Annotated in this window: 12 protein-coding genes and 1 tRNA gene; 2 read left to right on the top strand and 11 right to left on the bottom strand. The window is 41.8% G+C overall.

Features of this window, described 5'->3' with window-relative positions; genetic code table 11:
* Nucleotides 1–216 precede the first annotated feature (216 nt).
* The gene (locus Q0R52_RS07530; RefSeq protein WP_295793589.1) at nt 217–1029 is read left to right on the top strand and encodes an alpha/beta fold hydrolase; all 813 of its coding nucleotides are present in this window, start codon (nt 217–219) and stop codon (nt 1027–1029) included.
* 159 nt (nt 1030–1188) lie between these two features.
* On the opposite strand, the gene Q0R52_RS07525 is transcribed toward Q0R52_RS07530, so the two are convergent.
* The 7 genes from Q0R52_RS07525 to Q0R52_RS07495 all read right to left on the bottom strand — a co-directional run bounded on the left by Q0R52_RS07525 (nt 1189) and on the right by Q0R52_RS07495 (nt 9641).
* A complete protein-coding gene (locus Q0R52_RS07525) occupies nt 1189–2187 on the bottom strand; it encodes a transposase (RefSeq protein WP_295793587.1) in 999 nt (332 codons plus the stop codon).
* 530 nt (nt 2188–2717) lie between these two features.
* A complete protein-coding gene (locus Q0R52_RS07520; protein ID WP_295793584.1) occupies nt 2718–3935 on the bottom strand; it encodes a site-specific integrase in 1218 nt (405 codons plus the stop codon).
* Nucleotides 3936–4186: 251 nt separating this feature from the next.
* Nucleotides 4187–4260: transfer RNA gene (locus tag Q0R52_RS07515), tRNA-Asp, on the bottom strand.
* A 639-nt stretch (nt 4261–4899) separates the two neighbouring features.
* Entirely contained in the window at nt 4900–6447 is a 1548-nt protein-coding gene (locus Q0R52_RS07510) for a DHA2 family efflux MFS transporter permease subunit (protein ID WP_252793470.1), read from the bottom strand.
* A gap of 102 nt (nt 6448–6549) precedes the next feature.
* On the bottom strand, nt 6550–7614 hold the full coding sequence (locus Q0R52_RS07505) for an HlyD family secretion protein (protein ID WP_295793581.1): 1065 nt from the start codon (nt 7612–7614) through the stop codon (nt 6550–6552).
* Nucleotides 7615–7639: 25 nt separating this feature from the next.
* Entirely contained in the window at nt 7640–9010 is a 1371-nt protein-coding gene (locus tag Q0R52_RS07500; RefSeq protein WP_295793579.1) for a TolC family protein, read from the bottom strand.
* Complete coding sequence (locus Q0R52_RS07495) at nt 8994–9641, bottom strand: TetR/AcrR family transcriptional regulator (RefSeq protein ID WP_252793467.1); 648 nt, start codon at nt 9639–9641, stop codon at nt 8994–8996. Before Q0R52_RS07495 ends, Q0R52_RS07500 begins: the two co-directional genes overlap by 17 nt.
* 289 nt (nt 9642–9930) lie before the next feature.
* Here Q0R52_RS07495 and Q0R52_RS07490 point away from each other — a divergent pair, with 289 nt between their 5' ends.
* Entirely contained in the window at nt 9931–10407 is a 477-nt protein-coding gene (locus Q0R52_RS07490) for a hypothetical protein (protein WP_295793572.1), read from the top strand.
* A 34-nt stretch (nt 10408–10441) separates the two neighbouring features.
* On the opposite strand, the gene Q0R52_RS07485 is transcribed toward Q0R52_RS07490, so the two are convergent.
* The 4 genes from Q0R52_RS07485 to Q0R52_RS07470 all read right to left on the bottom strand — a co-directional run bounded on the left by Q0R52_RS07485 (nt 10442) and on the right by Q0R52_RS07470 (nt 14164).
* The gene (locus Q0R52_RS07485; protein WP_295793570.1) at nt 10442–12454 is read right to left on the bottom strand and encodes a PAS domain S-box protein; all 2013 of its coding nucleotides are present in this window, start codon (nt 12452–12454) and stop codon (nt 10442–10444) included.
* Between the two features lie 368 nt (nt 12455–12822).
* On the bottom strand, nt 12823–13170 hold the full coding sequence (gene rplS / locus Q0R52_RS07480; protein ID WP_256484507.1) for a 50S ribosomal protein L19: 348 nt from the start codon (nt 13168–13170) through the stop codon (nt 12823–12825).
* A gap of 264 nt (nt 13171–13434) precedes the next feature.
* Nucleotides 13435–13668 (bottom strand): hypothetical protein, encoded by a 234-nt coding sequence (locus Q0R52_RS07475; protein WP_295793568.1) that lies wholly within the window; start codon nt 13666–13668, stop codon nt 13435–13437.
* Nucleotides 13669–13672: 4 nt separating this feature from the next.
* Nucleotides 13673–14164 carry a hypothetical protein gene (locus Q0R52_RS07470; RefSeq protein WP_295793566.1) on the bottom strand — a complete coding sequence of 164 codons (492 nt, stop codon included), beginning with the start codon at nt 14162–14164 and terminating at the stop codon, nt 13673–13675.
* Nucleotides 14165–14205 lie beyond the last annotated feature (41 nt).

Here is a 14205-nt window from a genome sequence, read left to right as displayed (position 1 = left end):
CGTATTCTAAGACTTTACCAAATTTATTTATATGATTATATTTATTCAGTCCGAGGTAATTTTCTAATTAAAGCAAAGAGTTAAAGACTGTTAAATTATCAATACGATGTTAATGATACTGTATCTTGGTAGTAATTCTTTATCATATCTTTCATTTAACCGCATTTACAAATAATTACATTGATAAAAATGATACAGACCATTAATAAATCTATTATGAAAGGAGTAATATATTCTATGCTACTCTCGTTTGCTTTGATAAGTCATAATTCAAATGCACAAACGCGGGCCGATCCGACTCAAAAACAAATAAAATTCTTTTTCCCCGGCGCAAAATTACCCAAAAACTACAATTATAATTACCCCGTAAAATTTAAAGAAGTCACCATCATAACAAAAGATAGCGTACGGCTAAATGGCATTCTGTTCCCGTCAGACTCGTCTAAAGGAGTTATATTATACCTCCATGGTAACACAGGCGCATTAGATAAGTGGGGAAATATATCTAAAACATACACCAGTCTCCATTATGATTTGTTCATGATGGATTATAGAGGTTATGGTAAAAGTGAAGATTCAATTAAAAACGAAGACGAATTGTATAGCGATGTGCAAGAAGTATATAATTATCTTAAATCCTTTTACAATGAAAACAAGATCATATTATTAGGTTATTCTATAGGGACAGGGCCAGCCGCATTTTTAGCATCAAAAAATCATCCAAAAGAACTAATCTTGCAAGCACCTTATTATAGCCTGCCAGATGCAATGCATCATTTGAGACCTTCATACGATACCACCAAAATTGCATTTCATTTTGATACCTATCAGTTCCTTAAACTAACAACAGTCCCGGTCATTATTTTCCATGGAGACCAGGATAAAATGTTTTACTATGGTTCTTCGTTAAAACTGGAAACTTTTTTTAAACCAGGGGATAAATTAATTACTTTAAAAGGGGCTGGACATCCATTTATGGACCAAAACCCCGATTATTTATATTCGCTGAAAAATATTCTAAAAAATTAGTAGAACTAAAATTCATCTTATCCCCACACAAAATTCTCATTTTGGCCGGAACCTGTCAAGGGTGTATAAACAGCTCAGTCGCACAATCCCGCCCTTCGCTGCCCTTGACAGAACCCGTCCAAAATAAGGGGAGTTGTTTAAGAGTTAAGATGATAAGCCCTAAGCTGCATATTTCATCAGATCTACATAGCCCGAGCCGCGATTGACAACAGCAAACATTCTGGAAATGATCTTATTGCGTATAACATTTAGCGTACTCATCTTATTTTTCCCTTCGCTCACCCTTCTTTTATAATAGCTTTTCATCTCTGGATTATATGCGCAAGCACATATGGCCACCATGTGGATTAATTTTTTTAGCTGCTTGTTGGATAAACTACTGACTCGTGTTCTTCCTTTTATACTAGTGCCAGACTGGTGTTCAAAAGGAGCAGTTCCCACATAGCAGGCGAACTTTCGCCAGGTAGCAAAACGGGTAAAATTGTGCGTATAAGCAATCATATTTGCGGCCAGTACAGGTCCTACACACTTAATACTGGTCAGTAATTGATAGTTTAATTTAACTGTTTCATCACTTTCTATAACCGCCTTTATTTGTTCTTCAATCTTTTTAACTTGAACCGTTAGGTTCATTATCAGACTTTTATAAACTTGAAATATCCCCTTATGCTCTTTTCCTTTTAATGCCTTTTTCTGTTCTTTCCACGTGGCTTCATACCCTCCACGATCACATACCAAGCGATTTCGTAATGTAAGCAGCGACTGAAGTTTGAGAATACTTTTGGCTGGTAATAGAGTTGCCTGAATGGTTTCGCGATGTAGCCAAGCATATTCAGCGATTCTTTGTGCATCGATCTGGTCATTCTTTCCTCTTCTGATCCCTAAAGATTGTTTGATCTGAAGCGCAGGAAGCATAGCGAATGGGATTCCAATATCATTTAGATAGGTGGCAAGTTTAATTGAATACATACCGGTGTGCTCGAAGCATATGATCATCTCCGCCGGTTCCGATTGTTTACTATACTTTTTTACCCAACTTAAAAATAAAGCAAATCCTTTTTCCTCGTTACTGAATGTTTTGGAAGCACCAATTCCGTGCAGGTGGGCATCAATAGTAAGCTTTGATACATCGATTCCGATAAATACTTTGTATTTCATACTAAATAAATTAATGTGATGTGCTGAGACTAAAACCTTTATAAGACCTGGTGTCTAAAATTCTAACTTGTCATTGACATCGACTTGTGACTCGGAACAGGGACTAATACGGGCCATAGGTCTTTAGCCTGGGCCTTGACTTGGTTCACCCTATTCTTTGTCAGCAAGATAGTTTTAATAGCAATCACAAAGAAAATCTAAAGGACTTGGAAAAGGACTAATACGAAGCATAGGTCATTAACCTGGGCCTTGACTTGGTTCACCTTATTCTTTGTCAACAAGATAGTTTCGATAATAATCACTAAGCAAAGCTAAAGGGCCTTGACTATTTACCCGGCTCGCGCTGTTGGTTGCTTAAGCGGTAAATATGGGATGGTTTATTCAGACAGGTTGGTAGTAATACATTTCCCTGCAACGTTTCGGTTTAACAGCATTGCACATCCGACAAAGAAGCGGTAAATAGTAATTGGCGGGATTCAAATTTACGGCAATTTTTATGATTTACTGCCGTAAATTTGATTTGCATCAGGTTAGCTAAACGCTAACTTTCCTCTTAATAGCTGCATATCCGAACTTATCTTATGATCCATAACTTTAGCATAAATTTGCGTGGTCTTGATGCTCGTATGCCCCATCATCTTAGCCACACTTTCAATCGGAACGCCATTATTAAGCGTTACAGTGGTTGCAAATGTATGCCGGGCGATGTGGAAGGTTAAAAGCTTTTTGATATTGCAGAGGTCGGCAATTTCCTTTAGATAGGCATTCATCTTTTGGTTGCTCATTACTGGCAGCAAAGAATCTTCTGCTATACACTGCGGATGATCGTTGTAGGATTCAATAACAGACAGCGCGGCAGGCAAAACCGGAATCCTTGATAAGGTGTCTGTTTTTTTGCGGCTGGTATAAATCCACAGATCGCCATCAATGCCTTTAACTAATTCGGAGCGTTTTAATTTATGCACATCAACATAAGCCAGGCCTGTATAACAACAAAAAACAAATACATCCCTAACTACATTCAGCCGCTCAATGTCGAATTTCTTTTTGATAAGCCTGTCTAATTCTTCTTTAGTCAGCACATCCCGGTGAACAGCCTTTGTTTTAGGTTTATAATTCAAGTAGGGATCAACTGTAAGCCAGCCATTACCTAAGCAAATACGGACAATCTTGCCTAAATTTTTAATGTATTTGATAGCCGAATTATTGGCACACTTGCGTACACTCCGCAAGTAGTATTCAAAATCGTTTAGAAAAGCGAAGTTGATTTTTGTGATAGGTATATCGGAAACATTATGTTGCCATTGCATAAAATCTTTTGTGTGCATCAAGGCGGTTTCGTAACGCTGCAAGGTGCTTTTCTCAAATTCCTGCCCTACCAGGCTTTTCATTTTTTGATTATGATCTTCAAATACGGTTATAAGTGTTCGCACCTTATCCACTTTCCCGATAAATCGGTTCTTTAAACTTTCGGCAGTAACCATTTCATCATTTGCAGTCATCCAGCGATGAAATTCCTGGGCCTGGGAATGCAGCGTGTCAAGGTAAGCGTTTAATGTTCGTATGTCTTCTTTTGTGCCAATGGCGCGCCCCGCTTGCGTATTCCAACGGACAGGGTCACAAACTTTTCCGGTTGATGCTTCCGCACGGCGGCCGTCAACAGTAAACCTCAAATAAATGGCAACCGGGCCACTTGTGTAGGTGTTGCGCTTCTTTAAATAAAAAAGCAAATTGATGTTAGTTCTCATTACAAATGAATTAAATAGTGAAACAAAATTGTTTATTTAATCACTTGCAAACAAGATGTTCAGCCATTGAACATCTTGCCAATCAGTTACTTATGGCGTTTCTGGTGAGCATCTTGTTTCCTCAAATATGCTCACCGAATTGCTCACCTTTTATATGGTAAAACATGCATAATTTGGTGTTTTCGAGCAAACAAAAAAGCCTGTAAATCGATGATTTACAGGCTTTTAGTCAATTTTGACATTGTTTTCAGCGGAATGGACGGGACTCGAACCCGCGACCCCATGCGTGACAGGCATGTATTCTAACCAGCTGAACTACCACTCCGGTTGTCCAAAGATAGCCTTTGGACGGGGTTGCAAATATACGCACCATTTTTTATTACACAAACAGTTTTTTAAAAAAGTTTATTTTATGTGAAAAAAGGGGCGCAGGGTGTTTTAAATGATGATTACTCTACATCTGCACCTGCTGTTTATGGGTAGCCGGCGCATTTTAGCAGGGTATTTTACGTAGTGGTCTGGCGGCACAGCGCGCGGCGCTGGTTCGTTATTGCAGGCAGCATGATGTTTTTAATTGAAAAAAGCGGATGGCATTAATCCGGAGGACGCTGGATTTAGACCTCGCGTTGCGGCTCAGGGCCTGTCATGGATGCTACCCAAAGCCTATTTTCATTTATTTTTCATTATTCGCGTTTCTATCGCCAATAATATTTGCTTTTTTGGGGTAAATAATTGTACATTTAGACCTTAGATTAAATAATCCTGGCTTCAGACTTTATAATTTGTTACCGGGGGATAATAAAATTTTAATTGTAGTTTTTTGGGGAAAGCTGTTCATGTAAAATGAACAGCTTTTTGCTTTTTACATGGTTTTTAACCATGGCACAACAGAGGTCGCAGAGGGTCAATATAATCGTTGGTCCATTAAGACGTCGGACTTCCGACTAACGACTTCAGACTCCCTTTAATGCGCATCCACCGGCAACTTCACTGCTTTTTTAAATGGCTGCAAGTAAAGCAGCGGTATCGAAAACAACATCACCAGGCCTGATATCCAGTAAGCATCGTCATAAGTTAATAACAACGTTTGCCTTGTAATAGCGCCCTCAATTGCCGCGTAAGCCATTTGAGTAGCATCGAGCACCGATTTGCCTTTTGCAATAAAGCTTTGGGTATAAAGGTTGAGTCGTTGTGTAAACGCGGGGTTATAAGGATTGACATGCTCAATAAGTACACTGCGGTGAAAGCCCGACCGTATATGAATAATGGTGGTTAATACTGCTATACCAAACGAACCGCCCAACTGACGCATCATGTTATTTAAACCGGTACCCTGGCCCAACTCAGGGCCCTTTAGGTCGGCAATGGCAAGGGTGGTAAGTGGTACAAACAATAGGGCCATACCAACACCACGTATCAGCAGTGGTACCAATACATCCGCCTGTCCGGTGGCAAGTGTTGAATTGCTGAGCATAGTGGTAAACACAAAGAACAAAAACATGCCCCCTGTGGCCATAAACTGCGCTGGTATACCCTTGTTAAGCATCTTACCGATAAAAGGCATCATCACAATGGTACACAAACCACCGGGGAAGAGCAGCTCACCGGTTTGCTGCGCGGTAAAGCCCAGCAAATTCTGACAAAACACCGGGAACACGAACACTGAGCCATAAAGCCCAAACCCCAGTATAAACGATGTAAACATCCCTACGGCGAAACTTCGATGTCTTAATATGCCGAAATTCACTATCGGATATTCGATGCTCATTTCACGCCATATAAACAATATTACACCTAGTACGGCAGTAACTGTAAGCACCAGGATGTATGTCTTTGCAAACCAATCTTCCGATTCGCCTTTTTCAAGCACGGTTTGTAAGCTGCCCACCGCTATAGCCAGCAGGATAATTCCCCACCAGTCAACCGGCTTGCCCTTTGCATCTTTGGGTGTTTCCCTTATAAAAGTGAATGCACAAAATGCCGCAATAGCACCTACGGGTATGTTCACATAAAATATCCAGCGCCAGGTGGCATGGTCAGTAATGTAGCCACCTATGGTTGGCCCCACTGTTGGGCCTACCACAGCACCTAAACCAAACAGCGCTGTAGCGGTACCTATTTGCTCGCGCGGCCAGGTTTCAACCAGTATTGCCTGCGAGGTGGATATTAAACCACCACCAGCAACGCCTTGCAAAATCCTGAATATTACAAGCTCGTCAAGTCCGGTTGCATTACCACATAAAAACGAGGCAATGGTAAATACGATGATGGAGGTTATAAAATATTGTTTTCGCCCAAAGCGGCTGCCTAACCAGCCCGACATAGGGAGAACAATTACGTTTGCTACTGCATAGCCTGTTACTACCCAGGCAATATCCTCCAGCGTAGCGCCCAGGTTACCCTGTATTTGGGGCAAGGATACGTTTACTATCGTGGTATCAATCAGCTCCAATAAGGAGGCAACGATAACCGTGATGGTAATGATCCACTTTTTAAAGCCGGTTTCAGCCATTTTTTCTAAGTCTTAAGTCTATAGTCGTTAGTCTTAAGTCAAACATCTCCACAGTCGGCCAACCGACTTCAGACTTCAGACTCAAGACTAATGACTTCCTAATTATTCCTTCACTCTCACAGACACACTTACGCTCATACCCGGGCGCAGTTTTGCAAGGTCTTCTTTGCTGCCGTTTATTTTAATTTTAACGGGCACACGCTGTACAACCTTTACATAGTTGCCAGTAGCATTGTCCGGAGGTAAAAGCGAGAATTTAGCGCCTGTTGCCGGAGAGAAATTGTAAACACTACCTTCAAATTTAATGTCTGGGTAGGCATCAACGTCAATCTCAACTTTTTGACCGTTCCGAATTTTATCAAGCTGGGTTTCCTTAAAGTTGGCGGTAATAAACAGGCTGTTATCGTTTACTACCGAAAACAGTGTTTGCCCGGCTTGCACCAATTGGCCAACCTGTACATTCTTTTTCGAGGTGATGCCATCTGCCGGCGATTTTACAAGTGTGTATGACAATTGCAGCTTTGCATAATCAACGTCAACCTGCTTTTGGCTCACGCCGGTATGGGTTACATTCAATTGGCTCTTGGTGGTGCCTACTTGTTCCTGAGCGGCTTTGTATTTATCCTGGGTGGCACGGTAAGTAGCCTGCGCTACCTCAAGGTCTGCTTTAGCCTGGTCAAATTGCTGTTGAGTAACAGAGCCATCTTTAACAAGATTGGCATAACGGTCATAATCCTTTTTAACCTTCTCCAGCCTTGCTGCTGCTGACGCAACATCAGCCCTTGCGCTCGACGAGTTGGCTGCGGTAGCAAAAATCTGGCTTTGGCCCACATCAATGTTTGATTTTGCGCCGGTTTCGGCGGCTTCGGCTTGCTCAAGCTTCACTTTAAAGTCGCGGTCGTCAATTTTTACCAGTATCTGGTCTTTGGTAACGTGAGTGTTTTCTTCAAAATAAATACTGTCAACGTAGCCGCCAACGCGGGCTACAACGGGGCTTATGTTGCCGTCAACCTGTGCGTCATCAGTATCAACGTGCTTGCCGTAGTATATATATTCTTTTATCCCGAAAATAATACCAATTACAAGTATGGTCCCCAATATTATCGGGAGCACCCTGTTCGGTTTTTTTTTCGGTTCGTTTTCCTGTGTTTCGTTTGCCTTTGCCATTGTATGTATTGTTTGGGTTTGTGTATTATTTATTAAGTTTTCCGGTCGATTTTAGTAGGGTATAGTATGCCAGCCCTGCATCGGCCTTGGCCAGCTCCAGGTTTATCTGTGCCTGGTAAAGTAAGGTTTCGGCATCTGCGCGGTCTGTGGCCGATGCGATATTGCTTTTATATTTCGATTCCAGTATTTTATTGTTTTCACCCGCCTGGTCGATCGAAGTTTGCAGCAGCTTAATTTTATCAAGTGCCTGTGTATATTGCTGGTAGCTCTGATTTACCTCTCGTTTTACATTATCAAGCTTAATATCTTTGTTGATGATCGTTTCTTCGCGCTGAATTTTAGCTTGCGATACCTTGTTTTTGTTGGTCCATAAAGCCCCGAAGTTCCAGTTCAGGCTTAGGCCCAATGCTATGGGTGTAACGTATGAGCCGCTTTTGGGTATCGGACTTGCAGCCACGTCAACATAATAAAGGCTGCCCGAAGCTGCCAATGTTGGTAATATATTGGCCTGTACGTTTTTAATTCCGGTTTCGGCATATTTGGTGCGCAAGTCAAGTTGTTTTAGCTCGATGCGGTTGCTCATGGCTGTATCAAGGTAGTTGGTCAGAGGGGCAACCTGCCTGTCTGCCTCGTTTATTTGAGCGATGGCCAATTGCGTTCCTTCCGGCAGGCCCAATAAAATATTTAAATTATAGTTTATGATTTTGCGGTTAGTTTCCAGGTCGATGCCGTTCAACTCGATGTTTGAGTGCTGTAATTGAAAACGCAGCACGTCATTTTTGGTAACCAAACCCTGCTCAAAAAAACGCTGGGATTGTTTAATCTGCCGATCTATCGACGCCAGGTTTTGTTGTACCACTTTTTTGCTTTGCAAAACTTTATACAGCCCGTAATAAGAATTAATAATGTCGTAAGTTATCTCGTCCTTGTCGTTATCCGCATCCAAACGACTAACCTGGGTTAGTAAGTCTGTTGATTCCTTAGCGTACTTTAACTTATTACCACCGAAGATAACCTCTGATACTGAAACTGTGCCTAACCATGCGTCAGCACTTTTTGGTAGCGAGAGGCTCTGTGTGCCAAAAGCAAGCTTATTTGCAGGTATTTCGGCACGGTTATAGCCAAAGCTGGCCTTGCCGGTCGGCTTGGCCTCATCGAGTGCCTGGTTGTAAACAGACACCGCCTCGTCAATTTTCGATTTCGACAACTTTAAAACCTTGCTGTTATCAAGGCCAAGCTTAATCGCTTCGTCGAGGGTAAGGGTACGGTCCTGCGCTTTTGCTGCAACCCCGAGCAGTAAGGTTAAGATAAGCGCAGGGATTAAAATACGCAGAAAGGTTTTCAGCGTACTTTTAAAAGGATGTGTTTGGTCGATGTTATTATTTTGTGTTGTCATTGTCGGTCATTAAGTAAGCTTTCAAAAGTCTCTTCATGTACGTTTTTATGCGGGGCTTAAGTTGTTCTTCCATGAATTTTTCGTCGCGGATATCATGTCCCAAAATCAGCGATGATAGGTGCGGGGTGTTGATGATATAATTTTTGGTGCCGAATATTGAGGCAATAACCAGTTGGATGTCTATGTCCTTAAAAAAGCTGCCGTTTTTTATGCCCTCATCCAGTATTTTCCTTATTTCGATGACATTTACCATCAACATTTCGGTAATCTTATCGGTAAGGTCGCCGCGTTTATTCATGGTAATTTCGCGGTTAATCAACTTCTGGAAACAGTTGTTAACGATGATGCGGTCAACATATTTGTCTATACACTTGGCCAGCTTATCCCACGATGTCATGCTGTCATCGTTACCGATATTTTGTAGCAACGTTTGAAAGGATGATATCTTCCGCTCAAAAATTGCGAGGAACAAACCCTCTTTCGAGCCGAAATAATAATTAAGCATAGCCATATTTACCCCAGCTTCACCCGAAATCATGCGGGTTGAAGCGCCATCAAACCCGAAGTCTGAAAACACGCGTTCAGCAACATCAAGTATGTGGTCTTTCTTATCTATTTTCTCTTTTTCCATTGTTTTCCTCGAACAAAACTAATCAAACGATTGATTGATAAAATCATTTAATTGTCATGTTGTTTTAATGCACTGATTATCAGGCGTTAAAAATTAATCGATTGATTAACAGCTGAGGGTAAATATTGTTTTTGGACAGATAAATATTATGATACTGCCGGATTTTACTTGACATGATGTGCTGGCAACACACCCAGTTTCCCTATAGGATTTCCCCATCCCCTTTATTAACTTTATATCAACAGTAATCAACGTAATCATAAAAATCAGCGGTGCTAAAATTCAACAAATGAAAAAGAATAAAAACATACCGCTATTGATTGCAGGTTTTATGGTTTGCCTTATTGCCTTTACGGCATATACGAAAATCGATAAACCGGCTACACAGCTTATAGGTGAATGGCGCAATGTGTATGTAAAAGTTATTATGCACAACAAGACCAAACCCGCTGTAACCATGGAAGCCGACAGCACCAACTGGGAAGCCCGGCTTGGTATTAAACCAATCCGCACGCACTTTATGGAAGACGGTACGTATTACTCTGAATACCGCAACACAAAAGATAGCCTGGTTAGGCGCCCCGCCGGAACATGGAGTCTTATCGGCGATTCGCTGACTATGGCGCAGCTGACACCTGATAAATCCACACTAAAGGTACAAGTGAAAATTAATGGCGACCACGCAACATTCCATGGCATGATTGATTTTGATGGCGAAGGGGTTGCGAATGATGAATATTTTGGAGTGCAGAAGAGATTTAAGTAAATCAAAGAGTTAACTTTAGGGTGTTCTCCTTTTGCTACCCTAAAGGTATCTCAAAAAAGAATACCGACCCTTTGCCCGGCCCGCTTTCGACCCAAAGCCTGCCGTTGTGGCGGCTTATAATTTCTTTACTGATAAAAAGACCAATGCCCAAGCCCGATATATGGGCCGCCATATCCTCAACCCGGTAAAAACGGGTAAAGATGCGATCCTGCTGATCGCGTGTTATGCCTAAGCCAAAATCCTGCACAGCAACCAACGCCTTGTTGTCGGCGACCGAAACTGTTACGTTAACCTGGTTAGCCCCCGGCGAATATTTAATAGCGTTTGACAACAAGTTGATAATAACCTGCTCGATCCGCTGCCTGTCGGCCGTAACCAATAGCTTATTAACGCCCGACTCGAGTGTTAGCCGGTGTGTTTTGGTGGAATATTGCATCACCTCGATAACTTCTTTTGCCAGGTGCAATAAGTCAAACCCGGTAAATGAGAGTGGCAATTGCCCGGTTTCAATTTTTGACACATCCAGCAAATCAGATATCAGGCCCGAAAGTTTATTTATTTGCGACAGGGCTTTTTCAATAAAAGGCTTATTTCCGTCGTCGGCAGGCAGGCGGCGGTTTATTATTTGCAGATAACCGCTAAGGCTGGTCACGGGCGTTTTTAACTCGTGACTGGCGAGGCCGATAAAATCGTCCTTTTTTGAGTTTAGCTTTTGTATCTCTTCGTAAAGCCTGGCATTTTCAAGAGCTATTGCAGCCTGCGTAGCTACGCTTTCAACCAGGCCCTCATGGTGTATGTTAAACCGGCCCGGTTCCGGGTGCCCGTAAAACAGTCCGCCTATTACCGCGCCCGATTTTGAAATTACCGGTACTGCCAAATAACTCACCACAGGTAAATGCCCCTTGGGCATGCCAAAGTGTGGGTGATTTTTTCCGTAACGGGGATCCTTCGTTATATCATCAACCCTAACGGTTCCTTCCCCACTAAATGTGGGATGAAAAACAGCTGTGTTGCGGGGCATCCCGAACTTTTCAAATGCCTCGCGCGGCGCGCCTGACAAGGTAAACAACGTATACGACTCGCCGTGCTCATCGAGCTTATTATAAAAAAAAGCACCGAATGCGGCTCCGGTAACCTGGGTTGTAACATCCGTTACCTGTTGCAATATTTCCTGTACATCCAAACGTTCCGAAACCATTCTACCTACACTATTAACCGTTTCCAGGTTATCAGCATAGCGTTGCAGGCTTTCTTCATTGGTTTTTTGTTTTGAAATATCACGTGCAATTTTTGACGCACCTATAACCTGTCCGGCTTGGTTTTTGATGGGTGATATAGTTAGTGAAACAGCTATTTCGGTGCCATCTTTTCTACGGCGGTATGTTTCATAATGTTCAACCTTTTTACCCTGGCGTATTTTCCCCAATATCACGTCCTCTTCCTGCCTGCGGTTTTCAGGGATTACAATGGTTATCGACTTTCCTATTATCTCGCTCTCACTATAGCCAAACATTTTAGCGGCCGATTTATTCCAGGAGGTTATTGTTCCATCGAGGGTTTTACTTACTATCGCATCTTCCGATGATTCGATAATTGCAGCGAGCATGGCTTGTTTGGTTTCGCTGCTACGCTGCTCGGTAACGTCAATCAACGTGTTTACGGCGCCGACAAGTTCGCCTGCATCGTTAAAAGTGGGTACAGGGTATGGTTGTACATTAATTCTGGTGCCGTCCGGTCGTTCGATAATTATTTCTTCGCCCTCAATAGCAATACCTGCTTTCAGGGTACGGGCCATCGGACAGTTGTCCAGGTTTAAAGGCTCGCCGTTGGGATGGAATATTTTCCATGAACCACACCACAAATCTTTGCCAATTTCAGGTTTCCGGCCCCACAAATTTACAGCAGCCTGGTTAAATGATGTAATGTAGCCATTCCTGTCGCAAGCATAAACGGCAACGGGCAGGGTATCAAAAAGCTGCCCCGAAACTTGGCTATGCGTTATGGCCGGTTTTTTCGTTCGCAGCAGTTTATTTTCCTGAACACCCATTTTGTAATAATCTAATTATTAACCAAAAATATTCCGTAATAATTTAAATGTTATCAAAGGGGGAGCTCAAATATCAACAGATAATTGGGTATTTGCAATAGAATAAAACGAGGGCGAACTAGCGGCGGCCGTTACCTGCAGCTATGTTTCTATAATGATTGTAAATGTATTGTCGATGCAGCAAGGCGAGGTGTTTGCAAAAAAGTGGCTGATGGAAATGTCAATCTAAAACACTTTTACACCCACATGGTAGTGAATAATGTAAAAGTGGGTTATAGTGTCGCGTTATAAGCCACGCAAAAAAGCCCCTCCGAATACCGGAAAGGCTTAAATATTTTATTGTTACCTCATGCCGGAGGCAGGAACAATTAAACTCTTTTTGATTTGATACGAGCTGCTTTACCGGTAAGGGCGCGCAGATAGTACAATTTAGCGCGGCGTACTTTACCGTGGCTGTTCACCTCAATTTTATCAATATTTGGTGAGTTAATTGGGAATATACGCTCAACACCAATTCCGTTTGATACTTTACGTACGGTAAAGGTTTCGGTAGCGCCGGTACTGTTGCGTTGTATAACAACACCCTGGTAAACTTGGATACGTTCTTTATTACCTTCCCTGATTTTATAGTGAACACTTACCGTATCTCCTGATTTAAAAGACGGAAGTTGTCTTTTTTCTACTGATTGTTCTTCAACAAATTTTACTAAATCCATGATTTTTAGCTCTTAAAAGCGATTTTTAGCCCGTAAAAATCGGATTGCAATTATAGGGATTATTTTTTAATAAAAAAAGTCAATGTGAAAAATTTCCACATTTATTGTTTTGTTAACAATCAGGGAGTCCGAAAGTCCGGAAAGTCGGAAAAGTCCGAAAGAAAAAAAACACCGGAGACTCCAATTCAACAAGCTTTAATGTCTGCTCATGGCAAACGCCGGTTTAACATTACAACTTTCAAACTTTACAACGTTCCAACAAAATCAATCACCCTTTCTTCTTGCCTCTGTAAAATAACCGACAATGGTGTACACCAGGCCGATCAACAATAAATTGAAAACAAAATTTGTAAGCGTATCACTTACCGAGTGCGAGCGGCTGTCGATATCGATAAATGAGTATATGGCAAATGCGGTCGCTAAAACCAATATCACCCAGCCCGCTATTGATGCCGGCCAATAAATAATCCCTTTGCGGGTAAACCAGTTTAGTTTCATGGTATTAATTTTTTATAATAATGTTTTCGGTAACTATATAAGCCAAAAATGTAAATACAATAGCCAGGCTAAGCAGTATTAATAAAATGTTCCAGATTTTTATTTTTATAGTGATGCTGAATTCCTTTATTTTGCTATGTTCAGGCCCTAACTTTTGGTATCGTACATGTGTAATGGCAAAGGCGTTTATCACGATGGATACAATAGGAAATATCACCAGTAAAAGCGGCGATAAAAACCGGAGTGAGGGATTTTTATCAAGGCTGGCCATCAAATTAAACATCGACTCGAACCAGCTGAGCCTGAGGTGAAAAAAGTAATACATACACACACAGAACAAAAAATAGCATGGCACAACAATGAGCCATACACCGAGCGCCGCCGAACGCTCCGCATTCATGATGGCCATTTTTACCATCTTCGGGTGCTCACCGGGGTTTATATCCGGTACTTGTAAGTTTTCCATTTTCTTTAAAAATTCGTCGTTATCTTTCATGTTAATTACCCTTATAATGCAGAGCCTGTATTTGGTTGCAG

The sequence above is a fragment of the Mucilaginibacter sp. genome (assembly GCF_025359345.1).
GTDB lineage: Bacteria > Bacteroidota > Bacteroidia > Sphingobacteriales > Sphingobacteriaceae > Mucilaginibacter.
The sequence above is the reverse complement of the archived record's forward strand: the minus strand, read 5'-3'. Positions and strand labels throughout refer to the sequence as shown.